This window comes from Paraburkholderia ginsengiterrae, assembly GCF_001645125.1.
Classification (GTDB): domain Bacteria; phylum Pseudomonadota; class Gammaproteobacteria; order Burkholderiales; family Burkholderiaceae; genus Paraburkholderia; species Paraburkholderia ginsengiterrae.
The window spans coordinates 1-21580 of sequence record NZ_LXKA01000065.1; the positions used below are offsets into that span (position 1 = coordinate 1).

A 21580-nucleotide genomic window follows, 5' to 3' on the forward strand; every position below is an offset into this window, starting at 1 on the left:
ACTGTTTTCGGTTGTGTTACCAACCGGTCGCTCACTCAACGTACTGACGAATGATTAATCTGTCCGAAGACAAAAAAACCTTCCTTTCATTACTGTGTGAGACTTGATACTTTCGCTTCCTGCCCGACCCCGAAAGATCCGGCAGCGCGTCGCGCATCAAGCGCCCACACTTATCGGCTGTTAATTTTTAAAGATCGATTACGCATTCACCACCGAACCGGCACCGCACTTCAACCACCCGGCACCGCTTCGTTCTGCGTCGCTGCATCAGCAGCAGAGAAACGAGATTATGAAGAACTTTCGCTACGCCGTCAACAGGTTTTTTCCAGCTTTTCAAACCTGCCCACCGCGCTGAAAGCCTTGCCACTGCTGGCTCTCCCGCCTCCCGCGCCCCGTTGTCCGGAGCACGAAAGAGCGAGATTCTAGCGAGCCCGCGAGCGCCTTGCAAGCGTTATTTTGACAAGCGCATTAACGATGCTTGAAAACCGGTTTGCGCTTTTCCACGAACGCAGCCATACCTTCCTTCTGATCTTCCGTAGCAAAGAGGGAATGGAACAAACGGCGCTCGAAGTGCACCCCTTCCGCGAGTGTCGTTTCATAAGCGCGATTGACCGATTCCTTCACCATCATCACCGCCGGCAGAGGAAATTCAGCAATCGTCGCTGCCGCAGCCACCGCCTCGTCGATCAAGGTGGCCGCCGGAATAACACGCGACACCAGTCCGGCGCGCTCGGCCTCCGCCGCATCCATGAAGCGCGCCGTCAAACAGAGGTCCATCGCCTTCGCCTTTGACACGGCACGCGGCAACCGCTGTGTACCGCCGGCGCCTGGCATGATGCCCAGTTTGATTTCCGGCTGGCCGAACTTGGCCGTGTCGGCGGCGAAAATGATGTCGCACATCATCGCCAATTCGCACCCACCGCCGAGCGCGAAGCCAGCTACCGCCGCAATGATCGGCTTGCGGATGGAGCGAACCGCCTCCCAGTTGCGCGTGATGTAGTCACCCTTATAGACATCCATATACGTATACGTGGACATCATGCCGATGTCGGCACCGGCCGCGAACGCCTTCTCGCTACCCGTAATCACGATCGCGCCGATCGAGTCGTCGGCGTCGAACGCCCGCAGCGCCTCCCCCAACTCGTCCATCAACGCGTCGTTCAATGCGTTCAACGCCTTCGGACGATTCAGCGTGACCAAACCGACCCGCCCCCGCGTCTCAACCAGAATGTTCTCGTAAGCCATGCCGCCTCCTAGGGATAGAAAAATCGCGCGCGAAAACACTTCGCACGGCCATCTTAATAATGCTACCATTCACCAACCAACCGGTCGGTCAATTATTCGACAGGCTTTCTCCAACGCACAGCCAAGCCCCTTGCCATGACACATCCGCTATTCACCAAGCACGAAGACACGCTGCAAAAGGCACTTACCGCGGTTCAAACACGCGGCTACTGGAGCCCGTTCGTCGAAATGCCCAGTCCGAAAGTGTACGGGGAAACAGCTAACGCGGACGGCGAAGCCGCATTCAAAGCGCATCTCAACACGACGTTCCAACTGGACCAGCCGTCGACGGGCGAAACGGTTGGCGCGGAAGTCTCTCCGTTCGGATTCCCGCTGGGTGTTCGATATCCCAAAGCCGACCCTGACGCCTTGATCGCAGCGGCCGCCGCTGCCCAGCGCGACTGGCGCGCGGCAGGCCCGCAGGCATGGATCGGCGTGTGTCTCGAAATTCTTGCGCGCGTGAATCGCGCGAGCTTTGAAATTGGCTATAGCGTGATGCACACGACCGGCCAGGCATTCATGATGGCCTTCCAGGCCGGCGGCCCGCACGCACAAGACCGCGCGCTCGAAGCTGTTGTGTACGCGTGGGACCAGTTGCACCGCATTCCCGGCGAAGCCCACTGGGAAAAACCGCAAGGCAAAAACCCGCCGCTGGCAATGCACAAGCGCTACACAGTCGTGCCTCGCGGCACCGGCCTCGTGCTCGGCTGCTGCACCTTCCCGACGTGGAACGGCTATCCGGGCCTGTTCGCCGACCTGGCCACAGGCAACACGGTCATCGTCAAGCCCCATCCGGGTGCGATTCTGCCGCTTGCGCTGACCGTACGAATCGCGCGGGACGTGTTGCGCGAAGCGGGTTTCGATCCGAACGTCGTCACGCTGCTTGCCACTGAACCGAACGACGGCGCACTCGTCCAGGAATTGGCCCTGCGCCCCGAAATCAAGCTCATCGACTTCACAGGCAGCACGCAAAACGGCACATGGCTGGAACGCAACGCGCACCAGGCACAGGTCTATACCGAGAAAGCTGGCGTCAACCAGATCGTGATCGACTCGGCCGACGACATCAAAGCCGCAGCCCGCAATATCGCCTTCTCGCTCGCCCTGTACTCGGGCCAGATGTGCACCGCGCCGCAAAACATTTACGTGCCGCGCGACGGCATCCGCACCTCGGAAGGCACGCTCAGTTTTGATGAAGTCGCTCAAGCCATTTCCAGCGCCGTGCAAAAGCTTGTCGCCGACCCGGCCCGCGCTGTCGAACTACTCGGCGCAATTCAGAACGAAGGCGTGACCCAACGAATCGGCGAAGCCGCCAAGCTCGGCCGCGTTCTCGTAGAGAGCCAGACACTCGAACATCCGGCCTTTGCCGGCGCCCGCGTGCGCACGCCGCTCGTGCTCCAACTCGATGCCGCGACCGACCATGCGCAGTTCACCAAAGAATGGTTCGGGCCGATTTCGTTTGTGATCGCAACCGACTCGACCACCCAGTCGCTCGACCTCGCTGGAGCGATCGCCGCTGAGCACGGCGCGCTGACGTTGTCGGTCTACAGCACGGACGAAGCGGTGCTAGATGAAGCACACGAAGCATCGATTCGTGGCGGCGTTGCCTTGTCGATCAATCTGACCGGCGGTGTGTTCGTCAATCAGTCGGCGGCCTTTTCCGACTTCCACGGCACGGGCGCAAACCCCGCAGCCAATGCCGCGCTGGCTGACGCAGCCTTCGTAGCAAACCGCTTTCGCGTGGTTCAAAGCCGCGTTCATGTTGAACCGAAAGCGGCGCCGGCGGTAGCTGGCTGAACGGCATAAGGCAAAAGCACGGCTTTCGTCCTATGCCGTTTGGCCGAATGGACCAGGCCGTGCGCCCAACCTAACATGAGACATCGGATCGGCACCTCCCGCCGATCCGCTTCCGCGGGAATCCATATGAACGACGCCTTCATTTGCGATGCGATTCGCACCCCTATCGGCCGCTACGGCGGCGCCCTGAAAGACGTCCGCGCCGACGACCTCGGCGCAGTACCGATCAAGGCTCTGATCGAACGCAATCCCGGCGTCGACTGGCGAACTCTCGACGACGTGATCTATGGCTGCGCCAACCAGGCCGGCGAAGACAACCGAAATGTCGCCCGCATGTCGGCATTGCTAGCCGGCTTGCCCACCGAAGCACCCGGCGCGACCATCAACCGCCTGTGCGGCTCGGGCATGGACGCAGTCGGCACCGCTGCACGCGCCATCAAGGCGGGCGAAGCGCGCCTGATGATCGCCGGCGGCGTCGAAAGCATGACGCGTGCGCCGTTCGTCACGGGCAAGGCGACTAGCGCGTTCTCACGCCAGGCTGACATTTACGACACGACCATTGGCTGGCGTTTCATCAATCCGCTGATGAAGCGGCAGTACGGCGTCGACTCGATGCCTGAAACCGCGGAAAACGTTGCTGTCGAATTCGGCGTAAGTCGTGCGGATCAGGACGCGTTTGCGCTGGCGAGCCAGCAAAAGGCAGCCCGCGCACAGCAGGACGGCACGCTCGCCCAGGAAATCGTCGGCGTCGAGATCGCACAGAAGAAAGGCGATCCAGTACGTGTGATGCTCGACGAACATCCTCGCGAAACTTCGCTTGAAAGCCTAGGCAAGCTCAAGGGAGTGGTTCGTCCGGACGGCAGCGTTACGGCCGGCAATGCGTCTGGCGTGAACGACGGCGCGTGTGCGCTGTTGCTCGCCGACCAGCAGGCGGCCGATCAATATGGCTTGCGTCGCCGGGCCCGCGTGGTGGGCATGGCAACAGCAGGCGTCGAACCGCGCATCATGGGTATCGGTCCGGCACCGGCTACGCAAAAGCTGCTCAAGCAACTCGGCATGACACTCGAACAACTCGACGTCATCGAGTTGAACGAAGCCTTCGCATCGCAAGGCCTCGCGGTTCTGCGCACGCTCGGTTTGCGCGACGACGACCCGCGTGTCAATCCGAACGGTGGAGCCATCGCGCTCGGCCACCCGCTGGGTGCATCGGGCGCGCGCCTGATCACGACCGCGCTATATCAACTGGAACGGATCAACGGCCGCTTTGCGCTCTGCACGATGTGCATCGGCGTAGGCCAAGGCATCGCACTGGTCATCGAGCGAATCTGACACCCACGCCACATCGCCCATCGGTCAAAGAGACTTTGAGGAGACAACCAATGCCATATGAAGCGATTCGCCTGGACATAGACGCATCGAGCCATGTCGCAACCATCACGCTGAACCGGCCAGACAAGCTCAACAGCTTTACGCGTGCGATGCATCAGGAACTGAGCGCCGCGCTCAGTGAGGTCGAAACGTCCGATGCCCGTGCGCTCGTACTCACCGGCGCGGGCCGCGGCTTCTGCGCCGGCCAGGATCTCGCCGATCTCGACTTCACGCCAGGCGCCATGACTGATCTGGGCGAACTGATTGAACAACATTTCAACCCGCTGATTCGCCGCCTGCAGACGCTGCCGCTGCCCGTCATCGCCGCGGTAAACGGTACGGCTGCCGGCGCCGGCGCCAACCTCGCCCTCGCTTGCGACCTTGTGCTCGCCGCTCGCTCCGCCAGCTTCATTCAGGCGTTCGTGAAGATCGGCCTGGTGCCGGACTCAGGCGGGACGTGGTTCCTGCCACAGCGTGTCGGCATGGCGCGCGCCATGGGGCTCGCCATCACCGGCGACAAACTCAGCGCGGAAAAAGCCGAAAGCTGGGGCCTGATCTGGCAAGCCGTCGAGGACGCGGAGCTCGCCGCCATCGCGGCCAAACTCGCGGCGCAACTCGCTCAGCAACCCACGCGCGCCATCGCCGCGATCAAACAGGCCATGCGCGCGGGCGCAACGCAAACACTCGACCAGCAACTCGACCTCGAGCGCGATCTGCAACGCCAACTGGGAGCTTCCCACGACTACGCCGAAGGCGTGCAAGCCTTCGTGGAAAAACGCGCGCCGCGCTTCGAGGGCCGCTGACATGTCCACACAAGCCAACCATCCCAACCAGATGACACCGGACCAACTGGCCCGCGCGACCGCTTCCGCGATGTACGAGAACGACGCGTGCAGCAAGGCACTCGGACTCGAAATCGTTGAAGTGCGCCCCGGCTACGCGCGCCTGCGCATGGCCGTGCGCGACGACTTTTTGAACGGCCATCAGATTTGCCACGGCGGCCTGATTTTCACGCTCGCTGATTCGACGTTCGCGTTCGCCTGCAACACGTACAACATCAACACGGTCGCAGCAGGATGCTCGATCGAGTTTTTGCGCCCCGTGCAAGGCGGCGACGTGCTGACAGCGGAAGCCGTCGAGCAAACATTGAGTGGGCGCACCGGTATCTACGACATTCGCGTGACGAATCGCGCCGAGGAAACCGTCGCAATGTTCCGCGGCAAGTCGGCACAAATCAAAGGCAATCTGATTCCCACAGACAATTGATATCGGCAAGCCGACAGCCCTACGCAGCAAACCCGCGTTAAAACCGGCGCCCAGCAGCGGCTCATAGGTGACACACCCAAAGGCGGCAGCCCGCCCCAGTTTTTTGCGCGCAAGCGCACGTACATCAGACCCAAGCATTGAGGCAGCAAGGAGACATTCGATGACCACCGCCCTTCCGCTCGATCCGATCGAGACCGCCAGCCGCGACGAACTCGCCGCGCTTCAACTTGAACGGCTCAAATGGTCGTTGAATCATGCCTATGAAAATTCGCCGGTCTATCGAAAGAAGTTCGACGAAGCCGGTGTTCATCCCGGCGACCTGAAAACCCTCGCGGACCTGGCACGCTTCCCCTTCACCACCAAGAAGGATCTGCGCGACAGCTATCCGTTCGGCATGTTCGCAGTGCCGCAGGATCAGATTTCACGGATTCACGCGTCGTCCGGCACGACGGGCAAGCCGACCGTCGTGGGCTATACGGCACGCGATATCGACACATGGGCGAATGTCGTCGCGCGCTCGATCCGAGCCGCCGGCGCGAAGCGCGGCGACAAGGTCCACGTGAGTTACGGCTACGGCCTGTTCACAGGCGGCCTCGGCGCGCACTACGGCGCCGAACGCGCTGGGCTCACCGTAATCCCGTTCGGTGGTGGCCAGACGGAAAAGCAGGTGCAACTGATTCAGGATTTCCGCCCGGACATCATCATGGTGACGCCGAGCTACATGCTGTCGATTGCGGACGAACTCGAGCGTCAAGGCATCGACCCGGCTCATTGTTCACTGCGCATCGGCATCTTCGGCGCGGAACCGTGGACCAACGACATGCGTCAGGCGATCGAAAAGCGCATGGGCATCGACGCTGTCGATATCTATGGCCTGTCGGAAGTGATGGGCCCCGGGGTGGCATCGGAGTGCGTGGAAACAAAAGACGGTCCGACCATCTGGGAAGACCATTTCTATCCCGAGATCATCGACCCTGAGACTGGCGAAGTACTGCCGGACGGCGAACTCGGCGAACTGGTGTTCACGTCGCTCACCAAAGAGGCGCTGCCGATCATCCGTTACCGGACGCGCGACCTGACGCGCCTTCTGCCGGGCACCGCCCGCACCATGCGCCGAATGGAAAAAATCACCGGCCGCTCGGACGACATGATGATCGTGCGCGGCGTGAATGTGTTCCCGACGCAGATCGAAGAACTGCTGCTCAAGCAGCATGCGCTCGCGCCTCACTATCAGATCGTGCTGACCAAGGAAGGCCCGCTCGATGTGTTCACGTTGAACGTGGAGCCTTGCCCGGAAACGGCGCCAGATACGGCGGCGCTCAACACGGCCAAGCAGGCGTTGAGTTATGACATCAAGGCACTGATCGGCGTGACGGCCGTGGTGAACGTGCTGGCTGTGAATGGGATCGAGCGTTCGGTGGGCAAAGCGCGGCGCGTGGTGGACAAACGCAAGCCGGGGCTCTAATAACGTTCAGTGCTCTGCGCGAGGGATAAGGCACAAAGCATAAGGCGCGGCAATCCTGCGCCACTTGCGGATCAGCATCCGGAAGTGGCGCCATAGCCGGCGGCACGACGAAACTCGCCGCCGGCAGCCCCAACATAGAAATCGCCCGGATCGCGGCGGCGGCAGGTCACGCGAGGATTCGCAAAACCGGAATCCATCGCGCCCCTTGCTGAGAAGTCACGAATTCGGCAACAACAGCCACATCCGGCCGCCCTGCTTCATCTTGCCGGCCAGATCGCCGGCATCGTCGCCAAGACCCCAGAAATAGTCGGCGCGCACACCACCCTTGATCGCCGTGCCCGTGTCCTGAGCAAAGACGAGACGATTCATCGGCGAATTCGTCAACGGACGCGTGGTCTGCAAAAACACCGGCGTACCGAGCGGAATCGACGTCGGATCGACCGCAATCGACCGCTCGGGTGTCAACGGCACGCCCAGCGCACCAATCGGCCCGTCCGCACCGCCGCTCGGCGAACCTTCGCCAGAAGACGGCATCTCGCGGAAGAACACAAAGCGCGGATTCGTATCGAGCAGCGCATCGACCCGGGAGGGGTTCGCCCGCGCCCAAGCCTTGATGCCCTGCATGGTCGCCTGCGCGGGCGTGAGTTCACCACGATCGAGCAGCCAGCGTCCAATCGACTTATAAGGCTGATTGTTGGTGCCGCCAAAACCGACGCGCATCACACCGCCGTCTTCCATCACGATGCGCCCGGATCCTTGCACCTGCAGGAAAAACGCTTCGATCGGATCGTCGACCCAAACGAGTTCATTGCCGTTGAGCACACCCGCGCGCTCGAGTTGCGCACGCGCCGGCAGCGGCGCGCCCGCGCGATAGCCGGACGGCCAGCGATACAGTGCCGTCTGATACACGCCATGCCGCGTGCGCGAACCGCGCAGCAAGGGCTCGTAGTAGCCTGTGACAAGGCCGTCTAGCGTGCCGTCGGTATTCGCTAACTGGAACGGCGTGAAATAGGCTTCAAAAAACGCCCGCGCACCGGCGACATCGAGGTCGTCGATTTGCGCGGCGGCAGCGCAGGCCCGCGCCCAGTTCGGCTGCCGCGCGAGTCTCACGCAGTTCTGCCGCAATGCGGCTGTCGCGCCGATCAGCGAATCGTCCTGCCAGCCCGGCACCTGCTGCCATGCAACCGCGGTCAGCCGCGCCGCGGCAATCTGCCCGGGGATGATCGCCGTGCCCGTGGGTGGCGAAACCGAGGGCCGGACCGCGCTGCCGCCACCGCAGGACGCCAGCATTACCGCAACCGAAAGCGCACCGAGCCATGCTCCGGCCGTGCGGACAAAACGCATACAATGTTCGTTCTTGATGGAAACCGCCATGTCTGATCTGTTCGACGAATACCCGATGCTCATCTTCGCGCTGGAATCGCTCCTCGCGCTCTTCCTGCTCGTCTTTATCGTTGTGTGGACGTCGTCCGGCAAGAAGAAAGCGGCGCGCGCCAACGCGATTGAACAGCAAAAGCAGCAGTAAATCCGCGCGCTGAGCTTTTAAAAGACCGCGGGCCGCGCTCCCGGTTCAATGCAACGTGCGCGGCATGCGCAGAATGAACTCGGGCACCGGCGCATCGAAACGCTCGCCGTCCTCGGCCACGCAGAAATACTCTCCGCGCATTGTGCCGACGGGCGTGGCAATCACTGCCCAACTCGTGTACTCGAAGTGTTCGCCCGGTTTAAGCAGGGGCTGATGGCCGACCACGCCCAAACCCTTCACTTCCTGCACGTGCTTGTCGCTGTCGGTAATCACCCAATGGCGCGCAATCAACTGCGCGGGCACCTGGCCGGTATTACGAATAGTCAGCGTGTAGGCGAACGCATACTGGCGGCGCTCCGGGTCCGACTCTTCGGGCAGATATTGCACCTGCGCCGAGACGCTGAATTCGTACTGGCTCATCCTGATTCCGGTCTGCTGAAACGGCTTGTAAAAACGCGGGAATGCCCGAATGCCAATGGTTTGCGGGCGCACTGGCGAAGCGGCGCATATGGTTTGGCATTCTGCTTCATGCGCGGCACGCCCGCAACCGGACAAATCCCTTTGGCCAAGTGCTGCCAAGGCGTTCGGTCCCGCTCCCAATTCGGCCCGGGACCGTGACCAAACCGCCGGCAAACCGGATTACGCGCGCACAAAACGGTAAAATGGCGCTTTCCCGCTTGCATCCTCCATTGTCATGACGCAATTCCGCATCGCCCCAAGCATTCTGTCCGCCGATTTCGCCCGCCTCGGCGAAGAGGTCCGCAATGTCGTCGCCGCCGGCGCCGACTGGATTCACTTCGACGTAATGGACAACCACTACGTGCCTAATCTGACCATCGGCCCGCTCGTCTGCGAGGCAATCCGTCCGCACGTCGATGTGCCGATCGACGTGCATCTGATGGTGCGCCCGGTCGACCGCATCGTGCCCGACTTCGCCAAGGCCGGCGCGAACCTGATCAGCTTTCACCCGGAAGGCTCGGACCATATCGACCGTACGCTGTCGCTGATCCGCGACCACGGCTGCAAGGCGGGCCTCGTGTTCAATCCGGCCACCTCGCTGAATTATCTGGATCACGTGATGGACAAGGTCGATCTCGTGCTGATCATGTCGGTCAATCCGGGCTTCGGCGGCCAGTCGTTCATTCCCGAGGCGCTCAACAAGCTGCGTGAAGCCCGCAAGCGCATCGACGCCTACACGGCACGCACCGGCCGCGAGATTCATCTCGAAGTGGACGGCGGAGTGAAAGTGGACAACATTGCCGAAATCGCGGCCGCCGGCGCGGACACCTTCGTGGCCGGTTCGGCGATCTTCGGCCAGCCCGACCACAAAGTCGTGATCGACAAGATGCGCGCGGCGCTCGCCAACATTCAGCACTGAGTCCTGCCCTCACACCCGGCACGCACGATGACCACTCCGTTCCCCGCCCCGACCTTCACCGGCCCGCGCCTGCAAGCGGCGATCATCGACCTCGACGGCACGATGATCGATACCGCTGACGATTTCACCGCCGGCCTGAACGGCATGCTTGCGCAACTCGACGCGGCGGAAACCTCGCGCGAAGAAGTGGTCGGCTATGTCGGCAAGGGTTCGGAGCACCTGATCCGCAGCGTGCTGGCGCCGCGCTTCGAAACGGAGCACGCGCAAGACCGTTTCGACGAAGCGCTCGCGATCTATCAGGAAGAGTACGCGAAGATCAACGGCACGCACACACGTCTTTATCCCGACGTGGAAGCCGGCCTGATCGCCATGCGCGACGCCGGCCTCAAGCTCGCCTGCGTGACCAACAAGCCGCACCGATTCGCGCTCGAGCTGCTGCAGCAATACGGGCTTGCGCAGTATTTCAGCGTCGTGCTCGGCGGCGACAGCCTGGCGAAAAAGAAGCCTGATCCGCTGCCGATGCTGACCGCCGCCGCGCAACTCGGCGTCGAGCCGCAAGCCACGGTCGCCATCGGCGATTCGGAAAACGACGCGCTGGCGGGCCGCGCGGCGGGCATGGCGACGCTGACGGTGCCGTACGGCTACAACCACGGCCAATCTATACAAACAATAAAATCCGATGGTATAGTTGCCTCGCTGCTCGACGCCGCCAAGGCGATTGCAGCACACCATTCCACGACTTGAAAAGTCCTTCATCCTCATGTTTCTGAATAAAAAACGGAGTCTGATTAGCATCGACCGGGGAGCCTGGCCCTGGCGTCGCTGGTCGCGCTAACCTCGCCTGAGGTACGCTGAAGCTCGTCTTCAGCAACCGTTTTTTACTTCGCTGCGCTCACGCGTTTTTTCCATCATCTTGTTTCGCTGCATGGGTTGATTCGGCCAACGTGTACCCGCAAAGTACAGTTGTGCGCTGAAACCCCTTGCACGCGTCGATGGGAAACTCGTGCCGATCGGTATCATCGTGTCGAAACATCGAACGAACGCCTGACCGGCCGCGCAACGCCCCGCTTTGTCCGACGCACGCTGCCGCCGGACCACCGTACAGGATCGGAACATGACCGAACTCGAATTCCAGTCCCTCGCCAATGAGGGTTTCAACCGCATTCCGCTGATCGCCGAAGCGCTCGCCGACCTCGAAACGCCGCTGTCGCTGTACCTGAAGCTCGCACAGAGCGAGCGCAACGGCGCCAATTCGTTCCTGCTGGAATCGGTGGTGGGCGGCGAACGGTTCGGCCGCTATTCGTTCATCGGCCTGCCGGCGCGCACGCTGCTGCGCACCCGCAATGGCGTGTCGGAAGTGGTGCGTGACGGCAAGGTCGTCGAAACGCACGAGGGCGATCCGCTCGAGTTCATCCAGCAATTCCAGGGCCGCTTCAAAGTGGCGCAGCGCCCCGGCTTGCCGCGTTTCGCCGGCGGCCTGGCCGGTTATTTCGGCTACGACGCCGTGCGATACATCGAGAAAAAACTCGCGCACACCGCGCCGAAAGACGACCTGAACCTGCCCGACATCCAGTTGCTGCTCACCGAAGAAGTCGCGGTGATCGACAACCTGGCGGGCAAGCTCTACCTGGTGGTCTACTCCGATCCGACGCAGCCGGAGGCGTACACGAAAGCCAAACAGCGACTGCGCGAACTGCGTCAGCGGCTGCGCTCGACCGTGCAGCCGCCGGTCACCTCGGCCAGCGTGCGCACCGAGACCTACCGCGAATTCGCCAAAGACGACTATCTGGCCGCCGTGCGCAAGGCGAAGGAATACATCGCCGCCGGCGAACTGATGCAGGTGCAGGTCGGCCAGCGCCTGACCAAGCCGTACCGCGACAATCCGCTCTCGCTGTACCGCGCGCTGCGCTCGCTGAATCCGTCGCCCTATATGTATTACTACAACTTCGGCGACTTCCATGTGGTCGGCGCATCGCCGGAAATTCTGGTGCGCCAGGAAAAGCGCGGCGAGGATCGCATCGTCACGATCCGGCCGCTCGCCGGCACGCGTCCGCGCGGCAACACGCCGGAACGCGATGCAGAACTCGCGACCGAACTGCTGAACGACCCGAAGGAAATCGCCGAGCACGTCATGCTGATCGACCTCGCACGCAACGACGTGGGCCGGATCGCGCAGATCGGCTCGGTGGTCGTCACCGACAAAATGGTGATCGAAAAGTACTCGCACGTGCAGCACATCGTGAGTTCGGTCGAAGGCAAGCTGAAGCCCGGCACCACCAATTTCGACGTGCTGCGCGCCACCTTCCCGGCCGGTACGCTGTCGGGCGCGCCCAAGGTCCGGGCGATGGAACTGATCGACGAACTCGAACCCGTGAAGCGCGGTCTGTATGGCGGTGCGGTCGGCTATCTGTCGTTCACGGGAGAGATGGATCTGGCCATCACGATCCGCACGGGCGTGATCGCGAACGGCAATCTGTATGTGCAGGCGGCAGCGGGTGTAGTCGCGGATTCGGTGCCGGAATCCGAATGGCAAGAGACCGAGAACAAGGCGCGCGCGGTATTGCGCGCCGCCGAGCAGGTTCAAGACGGCCTCGATAGCGACTTCTGACCGGAGACACACCATGCTGCTTATGATCGACAACTACGACTCGTTCACCTACAACCTGGTGCAGTACTTCGGCGAACTCGGCGAAGACGTGCGCACCTACCGGAACGACGAAATCACGCTGGACGAGATCGCGAAACTCAACCCCGAGCGCATCTGCCTGTCGCCCGGTCCGAGCAACCCGCAACACGCCGGCATCACGCTCGACGTGCTGCGCGAGTTCTCCGGCAAAACGCCGATTCTCGGCGTCTGCCTCGGCCACCAGGCCATCGGCGAGGCGTTCGGCGGCCGCGTGGTGCGCGCGCAAACCATCATGCACGGCAAGGTGAGCACGATCGAGACCGACTGCAAAGGTGTATTTGCCGACCTGCCGAAGCATTTCGTCGTGACCCGCTACCACTCGCTCGCCATCGAACGCGAGTCGCTGCCCGATTGCCTCGAAGTCTCGGCATGGACCGAAGACGGCGAGATCATGGGCGTGCGCCACAAGGAACTCGCGGTGGAAGGCGTGCAATTCCATCCTGAATCGATCCTGTCCGAACACGGACACGCGCTGCTCGAAAACTTCGTGAAGCAGTCGAAGGCCGCGAGCGCCCGTTCGTCCAACCGCAACGCTTGAAGAAGAGAGACGAAATCATGACGATTACGCCCCAGGAAGCGCTGCAGCGGACTATCGAGCACCGCGAAATTTTCCACGACGAAATGCTGCATCTGATGCGGCTCATCATGCGCGGCGAACTCTCGCCCGTGATGGCGGCCGCGATCATCACCGGCTTGCGCGTCAAAAAAGAGACCATCGGCGAAATCACCGCGGCCGCCACGGTGATGCGTGAATTTGCCCGGCATGTCGAGGTGCAGGACAACTCGAACTTTGTCGATATCGTCGGCACCGGCGGCGACGGTTCGCACACCTTCAATATTTCCACCGCCACCATGTTCGTCTCGGCGGCGGCGGGCGCGAAAGTCGCGAAGCACGGCAATCGCGGCGTGTCTAGCAAATCGGGCAGCGCTGACGTGCTCGAAGCCCTCGGCGTGAATATCGACCTCCAGCCCGAGCAGGTGGCGGCATCGATTGCGGAGACCGGCATGGGCTTCATGTTCGCGCCGAACCATCATCCGGCCATGAAGAACATCGCGCCGGTGCGCCGCGAACTCGGCGTACGGACCATCTTCAATATTCTCGGGCCGCTGACCAATCCGGCAGGCGCGCCCAACCAGCTTATGGGCGTGTTCCACGCCGACCTGGTCGGGATTCAGGTGCGCGTGATGCAGCGCCTCGGCGCCAAGCACGTGCTGGTGGTCTACGGCATGGACGGCATGGATGAAGTCTCGCTCGGCGCGGCCACGCAAGTCGGCGAATTGCGCGACGGCGAGGTCCACGAGTATGAGATCCATCCGGAAGACTTCGGCATGCAGATGGTGTCGAACCGCACGCTGAAAGTGGCCGACGCCACCGAATCCAAAGCCATGCTGCTGGAAGCGCTCGACAACAAGCCGGGCGTCGCACGCGAGATCGTCACGCTGAATGCGGGCACCGCCCTCTATTCGGCGAACGTGGCTTCGTCGATCGCGGACGGCATTCAACTGGCACGCGAAGCGATCGCGAGCGGCAAGGCGCGCGCGAAGGTCGACGAACTGATCCGCTTCACCCAGCAATTCAAGCAGTAATCACGTAGCGAGACACTCATGAGCGATATCCTCGACCGCATCATCGCGGTCAAACGCGAAGAAGTCCGCGCGGCCGAACAGAGCGCGCCGCTCGAAGCGCTGCGCCTCGAAGCGTCCTCGCGCGACCTGCGCGATTTCGTCGGCGCATTGCGCGCCAAACACGCGGCGGGCCAAGCTGCGGTGATCGCCGAAGTGAAGAAGGCGAGCCCATCGAAAGGCGTACTACGCGAAAACTTCGTGCCGGCGGAGATCGCGCGATCGTATGAAAAGCACGGCGCAGCCTGCCTGTCCGTGCTCACCGACGTCCAATTCTTCAAGGGTAGCGTCGCGTATCTGCAGGAAGCGCGCGCGGCCTGCAATCTGCCGGTGCTGCGCAAAGACTTCATTGTCGATCCGTATCAGATCGTCGAAGCTCGCGCGATGGGCGCCGACGCGATCCTGCTGATCGCCGCCGCGCTCGAAACATCGCAGATGCAGGACCTCGAAGCGCTCGCGCATTCGCTGGGCCTCGCGGTGCTGGTCGAGGTACACGACCACAACGAACTGATGGAATCGCTCAAGCTGAAAACGCCGCTGATCGGCATCAACAATCGCAATCTGCGTACCTTCGAAACGTCGATCGAAACGACGATCGGCATGCTCGAAGCAATTCCGGACGATCGCATCGTGGTCACGGAATCGGGCATTCTGTCGCGCGTCGATGTGGAGCGGCTGCGCGCGATGGACGTGCACACGTTCCTCGTCGGCGAGGCGTTCATGCGGGCGGAAGAGCCGGGTGTGGAACTGGCGCGGATGTTTTTCTAAATACGGCGTCGGCATAAGACACACACGGGCATACACGGGCATACGCGGCGGAGCAGTCATGGGCATGGAACGCGAAATCAAACTGGCGCTGCCGTCTGCGCAGGTGCAGGCGGCGGAGCAATGGTTCGTTGCGCGTGCCGGCGTGGCGGGCCGGCCGGTCAAGCTGGTGAATATCTACTTCGACACGCCCGGCTTGACGTTGGCGACGTCGAAGAGCGCCTTGCGTCTGCGCCAGACGCCGGACGGCTGGCTGCAAACCTTCAAGACGGTCGGCAAAGCCAAAGATGGCTTGCACAGCCGGCATGAATGGGAACTGCCGGTCGCGGGCGCAAAGCTGGAAATCGACGCGTTGCTGCGCGCGTGCGACGAGCCGTCCGCCGCGGATGCACTGCGTGCGGCGGCGCCGGCGTTAATCGAACTGGTCCACACGAATTTCACCCGGACGCTATGGCACATTGAAGTGGACGGCTCGGAAGTCGAGGCGGCCATCGATCAAGGCGAAGTCCTCGCCGAGGTCAACGGCGAAACGCGCCGCGCGCCGATTTCGGAAATCGAACTCGAGCTGAAATCCGGCGCTGAGACCGCGCTGCATGAGCTCGCGGCAGAACTCGCCAAGCAGATCGCCGGCCTCGCGCCGGACAACATCAGCAAGGCGCAGCGCGGTTATCAGTTGCGGGCGGGTTGAGCATCGCCGCATTTGCTGCGACACTTCCCCGCCATGACCTCCGCATCCCGCTCCCGCCCCAACCCGTCGCAGGCTTCGCTGTTCGGCGACGCCCCATCCACCCCGGCCGGCGCCATGACGATCACGCAGCCCCAACAATCCAGCGCCAGCGTGCCGCCAACGCTCGAAGCCCAATTCGACGCCCTGCCGGCAGCATGGCGCGCGCACCTCAAGCCTTTTATCGACAGCGACGCCTACGCGCCGCTCTGCCGTTTCGTCGACGGTGAACGCGCGGCCGGCAAAACCGTCTATCCCGCCGACGTATTCCGTGCGCTGCGCCTGACCAGCCCGGATGAAGTGAAAGTGGTGATTCTCGGCCAGGACCCGTACCACGGCGACGACCGCGGCATACCGCAGGCTCATGGGCTGGCATTTTCCGTCGCGCCGAATGTGCGCACGCCGCCTTCACTGCGTAACATCTTCAAGGAAATCGCGGCGAGCCTCGGCCACGAGACGCCGGGTCACGGCTGCCTCGACACCTGGGCGAAGCAAGGCGTACTGCTGCTGAACACCGTGCTGACCGTCGAGCGCGACACGGCGGCAAGTCACGCGAAACGCGGCTGGGAGAAATGCACGGATACGCTGATTCATGAACTGGCCATGCGCCACGATGGCCTCGTGTTCATGCTGTGGGGCGCGCATGCTCAAGCCAAGCGTGCGCTGCTCGGCGGCAAGTCGCATTACGTGCTGGAAGCGCCGCATCCTTCGCCGCTGTCCGCGCATCGCGGCTTTCTCGGCTGCGGGCACTTTGCAAAGGCCAACGAATACCTCGCGCAGCATGGCCGCGAGCCGATCGACTGGCGCCTGCCCGACGAAGCGCAAATGCTCGCCTGAACCCGCTGGCATCCAACGCCCGCGCCTGAAAGCAAACAACGCCACGAACCGTGAGGTCCGTGGCGTTGTTCATTCCATCGCTATCAACCGCCTTGCCGCGCGGTTGAGGCAGAACGGCCAGGCTTACGCAGCGGCGATCGCTTCGCGTGCCGAAGCCAGCGCGGCGCCGGCGGCGTCCGGGCCCATGTTCAGGCCTTCGGCGTAGATGAAGTTCACGTCGGTCATGCCGAGGAAGCCCAGGAAGCTCTTCAGGTACGGCGTCTGGCTGTCGTTCGGCGTGCCAGCATACTTGCCGCCGCGTGCCGAAACGACGTGGACCTTCTTGCCCTTCACGAGACCTTCCGGACCGTTCGCGGTGTACTGGAACGTGATGCCGGCACGTGCGATGAAGTCGAAGTACGTCTTCAGTTGCGACGAGATGCCGAAGTTGTACATCGGGGCGCCGATCACGATGACGTCGGCGGCTTGCAGTTCGGCGATCAACGCTTCGCTGCGCGCGGCGATCGCGGCTTGCTCGGCGGTGCGTTGTTCAGCCGGCGTGAAGAACGCGCCGAGGACGGCGTCGTCCAGGTGCGGCAGCGGTTCAGCTTGAAGATTGCGGACGACGACTTGCGCGCCCGGATTCGATTGTTGCAGCTTTGCGGTCAGCTCGTTGACGAGCAGCGTCGAGTTCGCGCCTTGCGAGCGTGCTGCCGAGTTGATTTGCAGGATCGTGGTCATCGTGTTACTCCAGTAGGGGGCGCGCAGCGTTGCGCGAGTGAAGCCATTGTGTTTATTTACCGCCGCGGGAAAAAGCCATCCGGCGGCGACGGATTGTTGCACTGGTAGAACAATCCGCCCCCTCACACGCCTATTAACGACAACCGGTATTACGATCAGCTTGCGAGCCAGCGTTCCCGCGCCTTGCGCGCGGCGGGCCGCTTGTCGCTCACGGCAAGCTTGTAGCGCGCCGCCTCAGGCCCGTCCAGCTTGACTTGCGCAGTGCGCAGCTCGTCGCGGCGGAACGCATGGACTTCGACCGTCGCGCCCGGCAGATAGCGGGCGAGCAGCGTATCAAGATTCGAGCCGGTTACGCGCAGGCCATCGAGCGCGATCAGCACGTCGCCGGCAGAAAGCCCGGCTTTTTGCGCGGCGCTGCCGTCGTGCACCGCCGTCAGGGTGCAATCCGCGCCGCCGCGCGCGCGCGCGCCGAGCGACGGCTTGCCGTTTTTCTCGAGCTCGGGTTTGAGATCGATGCCGAACGGCGCGAGCAGCGTGTCGAGCGGCAGATCGCGCGTGCCGTAGACGGCTTCGGCGAACAACTCGGCCAACTGCACACCGGTCGCTTCCGCAAAAATCGCCTCGATCTCGCCTTCTTCGACGCCGGCCGGCTTGCCGCGGTAGAAGTCACGGCCGAAGCGCTGCCACAGCAGCCGCATCACGTCATCGAGCGATTTGCGGTTGCTGGTCTGCGCGCGAATCGTCAGATCAAATGCGAGTGCGACGAGCGACCCCTTGGTGTAATAGCTGACGATCGCGTTCGGCGCGTTCTCGTCCTGCCGGTAGTATTTGACCCACGCGTCGAACGAACTCTCGGCCACGCTCTGCTTCAGGCGGCCGCTGCCGCGCAGCACGCCGCCGATCACCTTGCCGAGCATCCCGAGGTAGTCGTCGGGAGAAATCAGGCCGCTGCGCACGAGGATCAGGTCGTCGTAGTACGAGGTGAAGCCCTCGAACAGCCACAGCAGAGACGTGTAGTTCTCCACGTTAAGGTCGTACGGCGCGAACACGGCCGGTTTAATGCGCTTCACGTTCCAGGTGTGGAAGTATTCGTGGCTGCACAGGCCGAGGTAGGTCCGATAGCCTTCGGCGAGCGCCTCGCGGCCCTCCACCGGCAGATCGCCGCGGCTGCAGATCAGCGCGGTGGACGCTCGATGCTCGAGGCCGCCATAACCATCGGCCACCGCCTGCGTCATGAAGACGTAGCGATCCATCGGCGCTTTTTTCGACTTCGGCTCGAACAACGCGATCTGCGCTTCGCAGATACGCTTCAGGTCGGCGGACAAACGGGCCATGTCCAGCCCGATTACCCGTCCCGCGATCACGATGTCGTGCGGCACGCCATGCGCCTTGAACGTCGCCAGCGCGAATTCACCTAGCGTGACAGGATGATCGATCAGCTCGTCGTAGTTTTGCGCGCGATACTCGCCGAAGCCGTAACGCTTCGTGCCGCGCGCCTCGGGCAGCGCGGTGGCGACGCGCCAGTTGCGATACGCGGCGCCTTCCGGCTTCTGGATACCGACCACGCATTGCGCGTCCTCATGGCCGAGCGGCGAGAGGAACACGCTCGTGCCGTTGAAAAAGCCGGTCGTATCGTCGAGATGCGCCGCACGCACCGACAGATCCCATGCATAGACCTCGTAGCGCAGCGTCAGCGCGCCTTTGACCGGCGCGGCCTGCCACGAATGCTTGTCGGTCTTTTCGACCCGCACCTTGCGACCCGCTTCGTTGACGGCGCGCAGCGTGACGATGTTGCGCGCGAATTCACGCACCATGTAGCTGCCCGGAATCCACACCGGCAGCATGAAACGCTGGCCGGCCGGGTCAGGGTCGGCGACGGTGACGGTAACTTCGAACAGGTGGGCGGCGGGTTGCTTGGGAACGATGGTGTAGCGGATCGGCTTCATCGGCGGCGCTTAGAAGAGGTGAGGCGAGGAATTCGGGATTTGATACGTCGAGGCTCGATGCGAAAGGAGGCGCACGTCGCGCCTCCTTGATTCAGTGTCGGTTGCGTGCTCAGTGCACCGCGGACATTTCCTTGTCCAGACGGTCAGCCGGCACGGCGCCGGGCAAACGGCGGCCGTCGGCAAGGAACACCGTGGGCGTGCCGTCGACGTTCATGGCGTGGCCGAGCGCCAGGTTCTTGTCGATCGCGGCGGTGTCGCAGGTGCCGGCGGCGGTGGGCGCCTGATGGTCCTGCATCCACGATTCCCAGGCCTTCGCGCGATCTGCCGAACACCAGATCGACTTCGACTTGGCGGTCGAATCCGGCGACAGAACCGGGTACAGGAAGGTGTAGACCGTTACGTTGTCGATCGACTTGAGCGTTGTTTCGAGCTGCTTGCAGTACGGGCAGTTCGGATCGGAAAACACCGCGATCTTGCGTGCGCCGTTGCCTTTCACGACCTTCACCGCGTTCGCGAACGGCAGGCTCGCAAAGTCGATGCGGTTGGTTTCCGACAGACGCGCCTCCGTCAGATTCTTGCGCGTTTTCGCGTCGACCATGTCGCCGAGCAGCAGGTAGTCACCGTTCGCGTCGCTATAGACGATCTGCGTGCCGAGGTTCACTTCGTAAAGGCCGGCGATTGGCGACTTCGACACGCTCTTGATCGTCACGTCGGCGAGACGCGTTTGCAGCGTGGCTTTGAGCTTGTCGGTGGTCTGATCGGCCTGCGCCGAGCAGCCAATGGTGACGGCGGCGATCGCGAGCGCGGCGGCCGCCATGCGGAAGGTCTTTTTCATGCTGAATTCCTGGGTTCAATCGCGCCCGCGGCGCGTTTTACGACATGTCCGGTCTGACTGGCAAAGCGTCCATCCGTTCATGATACCTGTGTCGGGAGCCGCACCATGTTGGCCAGCGCGCTTTAACCCAGCGCGGCCGACACCAGCCAGCGCTTGATGAACGGCTGCGCGCCGACAAAAGCCATGCCGGTATTACGCAGCGCCTTGGCGAACGGACCGGGGACGGAGAAGAGTTTCTGCAGGCCGTCGGTGGCGATCATCAGCGCGCGGATGTCTTCGCGGCGCGCGCGTTCGTAGCGGCGCAGCAGCACCATGTCGCCGAGATCGCGAAACGACTCCTTGCCGGCGACGGTATCGGCTAGCGCGGCGACATCGCGCAGGCCGAGATTCATGCCCTGCCCGGCCAACGGATGAATCAGATGCGCGGCGTCGCCGACCAGCGCGACGCGCGGCGCCACCAGCCGGTCGACCGTTTGCAGCGCGAGCGGGAAGCCTTGGGCGGGCGTCACGCAGTCGAGCGCGCCGAACTGGCCGCCTGTCACACGCTCCACCTCGGCGGCAAGCTGTGCCGGATCGAGCGCGGTCAACTGCTCGGCGTGCTCGCTGCGCGCCGACCAGACCAGCGAAACGTGGCCGTCCGGCATGGGCAGGAGCGCGATGATCTCGCCGTCCTTGAACCATTGGTAGGCGGTTTCGCCGTGCGGTTTCCCGGCCTTGAAGTTCGCGACCACGCCGGTTTGTTTGTAGTCACGCCTGTCCATCTTCGAGCCGATCTGCGCCCGCACCCAGGAATGCGCGCCGTCCGCGCCGACCACCAGATCGGCTTCGAGCACGTTACCGTTGGCGAGACCGACGCTGGCACTGTCGGCGCTCATATCGATCGCCTGAGCGCGCGTGTCGATCCAGGTGAGATTCGGCTGAAAGCGCAGTGCCGCATCCAGCGCGCGCTCGATCACCGACGACTCGACGATCCACGCCAATTGCGGCACTGAAGCCTGGAACGCTGAAAAATGCAGTTCGGCGTGGGCGTCGCCATAAACCCGCATGTCGTAGACCGGCCCAAGGCGCGCCAGATCGAGCGCCTGCCAGACCCGCAAACGCTCCAGCAGCGCTTGCGAACTCGACGACAGCGCGTAGACCCGCGAGTCGAAGTTGGCGCCGGCGGGCAGCGCCGCGCAGGGCTGCGCGAGCAGCGCCACGCGCAATCCGCCTTGGGTCAGCGCCAGCGCCGCGGTCTTGCCGACGAGGCCGCCGCCGATCACTGCGGCATCAAAGGTCTGGTGGTGTGCGTTCATCCGCGCATTATAGCTGCGGGGGTTGCGGGGGACGGATCGGCGCGGGCGGCATTTGAGCCCGGGCAA

The 21580-nt window shown here is 62.9% G+C and carries 21 protein-coding genes; 14 read left to right on the forward strand and 7 right to left on the reverse strand.

Annotated features, from left to right (window positions below):
* Positions 1–468: 468 nt before the first annotated feature.
* Complete coding sequence (locus tag A6V37_RS04365) at positions 469–1245, reverse strand: enoyl-CoA hydratase (RefSeq protein WP_064267582.1); 777 nt, start codon at positions 1243–1245, stop codon at positions 469–471.
* 135 nt (positions 1246–1380) lie between these two features.
* On the opposite strand from A6V37_RS04365, the gene paaN reads away from it, so the two are divergent.
* From paaN to paaK, 5 genes are all read left to right on the forward strand, one after another.
* A complete protein-coding gene (gene paaN / locus A6V37_RS04370) occupies positions 1381–3081 on the forward strand; it encodes a phenylacetic acid degradation protein PaaN (protein ID WP_064267581.1) in 1701 nt (566 codons plus the stop codon).
* 126 nt (positions 3082–3207) lie between these two features.
* Positions 3208–4410: a 3-oxoadipyl-CoA thiolase gene (gene pcaF, locus A6V37_RS04375; protein ID WP_064267580.1), complete on the forward strand. Its 1203-nt coding sequence runs from the start codon at positions 3208–3210 to the stop codon at positions 4408–4410.
* A 50-nt stretch (positions 4411–4460) separates the two neighbouring features.
* Positions 4461–5252, forward strand: a complete 792-nt coding sequence (paaG, locus tag A6V37_RS04380; RefSeq protein ID WP_064267579.1) for a 2-(1,2-epoxy-1,2-dihydrophenyl)acetyl-CoA isomerase PaaG — start codon at positions 4461–4463, stop codon at positions 5250–5252.
* Position 5253: 1 nt separating this feature from the next.
* Entirely contained in the window at positions 5254–5715 is a 462-nt protein-coding gene (gene paaI, locus A6V37_RS04385) for a hydroxyphenylacetyl-CoA thioesterase PaaI (RefSeq protein WP_064267578.1), read from the forward strand.
* A gap of 160 nt (positions 5716–5875) precedes the next feature.
* The gene (gene paaK, locus A6V37_RS04390; RefSeq protein ID WP_064267577.1) at positions 5876–7180 is read left to right on the forward strand and encodes a phenylacetate--CoA ligase PaaK; all 1305 of its coding nucleotides are present in this window, start codon (positions 5876–5878) and stop codon (positions 7178–7180) included.
* 216 nt (positions 7181–7396) lie between these two features.
* Here paaK and mltA read toward each other — a convergent pair whose 3' ends face one another.
* Complete coding sequence (mltA, locus tag A6V37_RS04395) at positions 7397–8524, reverse strand: murein transglycosylase A (RefSeq protein WP_064285809.1); 1128 nt, start codon at positions 8522–8524, stop codon at positions 7397–7399.
* A 28-nt stretch (positions 8525–8552) separates the two neighbouring features.
* Here mltA and A6V37_RS42035 point away from each other — a divergent pair, with 28 nt between their 5' ends.
* Entirely contained in the window at positions 8553–8705 is a 153-nt protein-coding gene (locus A6V37_RS42035) for a hypothetical protein (protein WP_167361428.1), read from the forward strand.
* Between the two features lie 45 nt (positions 8706–8750).
* On the opposite strand, the gene apaG is transcribed toward A6V37_RS42035, so the two are convergent.
* Complete coding sequence (gene apaG, locus A6V37_RS04400; RefSeq protein WP_064267592.1) at positions 8751–9125, reverse strand: Co2+/Mg2+ efflux protein ApaG; 375 nt, start codon at positions 9123–9125, stop codon at positions 8751–8753.
* Positions 9126–9399: 274 nt separating this feature from the next.
* Between apaG and rpe the strand changes: the two genes are divergently transcribed.
* The 8 genes from rpe (at position 9400) to A6V37_RS04440 (ending at position 16718) form a co-directional block, all read left to right on the forward strand.
* Positions 9400–10083: a ribulose-phosphate 3-epimerase gene (gene rpe, locus A6V37_RS04405; RefSeq protein WP_064267576.1), complete on the forward strand. Its 684-nt coding sequence runs from the start codon at positions 9400–9402 to the stop codon at positions 10081–10083.
* 27 nt (positions 10084–10110) lie between these two features.
* Complete coding sequence (locus A6V37_RS04410; protein WP_064267575.1) at positions 10111–10827, forward strand: phosphoglycolate phosphatase; 717 nt, start codon at positions 10111–10113, stop codon at positions 10825–10827.
* Positions 10828–11197: 370 nt separating this feature from the next.
* Positions 11198–12691, forward strand: coding sequence for an anthranilate synthase component I (trpE, locus tag A6V37_RS04415; protein WP_064267574.1), 1494 nt, complete (start codon positions 11198–11200; stop codon positions 12689–12691).
* Between the two features lie 13 nt (positions 12692–12704).
* A complete protein-coding gene (locus tag A6V37_RS04420; protein WP_064267573.1) occupies positions 12705–13307 on the forward strand; it encodes an aminodeoxychorismate/anthranilate synthase component II in 603 nt (200 codons plus the stop codon).
* Positions 13308–13324: 17 nt separating this feature from the next.
* Positions 13325–14356 (forward strand): anthranilate phosphoribosyltransferase, encoded by a 1032-nt coding sequence (gene trpD, locus A6V37_RS04425; protein WP_064267572.1) that lies wholly within the window; start codon positions 13325–13327, stop codon positions 14354–14356.
* Positions 14357–14374: 18 nt separating this feature from the next.
* Positions 14375–15160 carry an indole-3-glycerol phosphate synthase TrpC gene (gene trpC, locus A6V37_RS04430; RefSeq protein ID WP_064267571.1) on the forward strand — a complete coding sequence of 262 codons (786 nt, stop codon included), beginning with the start codon at positions 14375–14377 and terminating at the stop codon, positions 15158–15160.
* Between the two features lie 58 nt (positions 15161–15218).
* Positions 15219–15845, forward strand: a complete 627-nt coding sequence (locus A6V37_RS04435) for a CYTH domain-containing protein (protein WP_064285810.1) — start codon at positions 15219–15221, stop codon at positions 15843–15845.
* A 33-nt stretch (positions 15846–15878) separates the two neighbouring features.
* Positions 15879–16718: a uracil-DNA glycosylase gene (locus A6V37_RS04440; protein WP_064267569.1), complete on the forward strand. Its 840-nt coding sequence runs from the start codon at positions 15879–15881 to the stop codon at positions 16716–16718.
* A gap of 123 nt (positions 16719–16841) precedes the next feature.
* Here the strand turns inward: A6V37_RS04440 and A6V37_RS04445 are convergent, their stop codons facing one another.
* The 4 genes from A6V37_RS04445 to A6V37_RS04460 all read right to left on the reverse strand — a co-directional run bounded on the left by A6V37_RS04445 (position 16842) and on the right by A6V37_RS04460 (position 21514).
* Entirely contained in the window at positions 16842–17438 is a 597-nt protein-coding gene (locus A6V37_RS04445; protein ID WP_064267568.1) for an FMN-dependent NADH-azoreductase, read from the reverse strand.
* A 155-nt stretch (positions 17439–17593) separates the two neighbouring features.
* Positions 17594–19384: a M61 family metallopeptidase gene (locus A6V37_RS04450; protein WP_064285811.1), complete on the reverse strand. Its 1791-nt coding sequence runs from the start codon at positions 19382–19384 to the stop codon at positions 17594–17596.
* Positions 19385–19493: 109 nt separating this feature from the next.
* Entirely contained in the window at positions 19494–20219 is a 726-nt protein-coding gene (locus tag A6V37_RS04455; RefSeq protein ID WP_064267566.1) for a DsbC family protein, read from the reverse strand.
* Positions 20220–20341: 122 nt separating this feature from the next.
* A complete protein-coding gene (locus A6V37_RS04460; protein ID WP_064267565.1) occupies positions 20342–21514 on the reverse strand; it encodes a UbiH/UbiF family hydroxylase in 1173 nt (390 codons plus the stop codon).
* Positions 21515–21580: the final 66 nt, after the last annotated feature.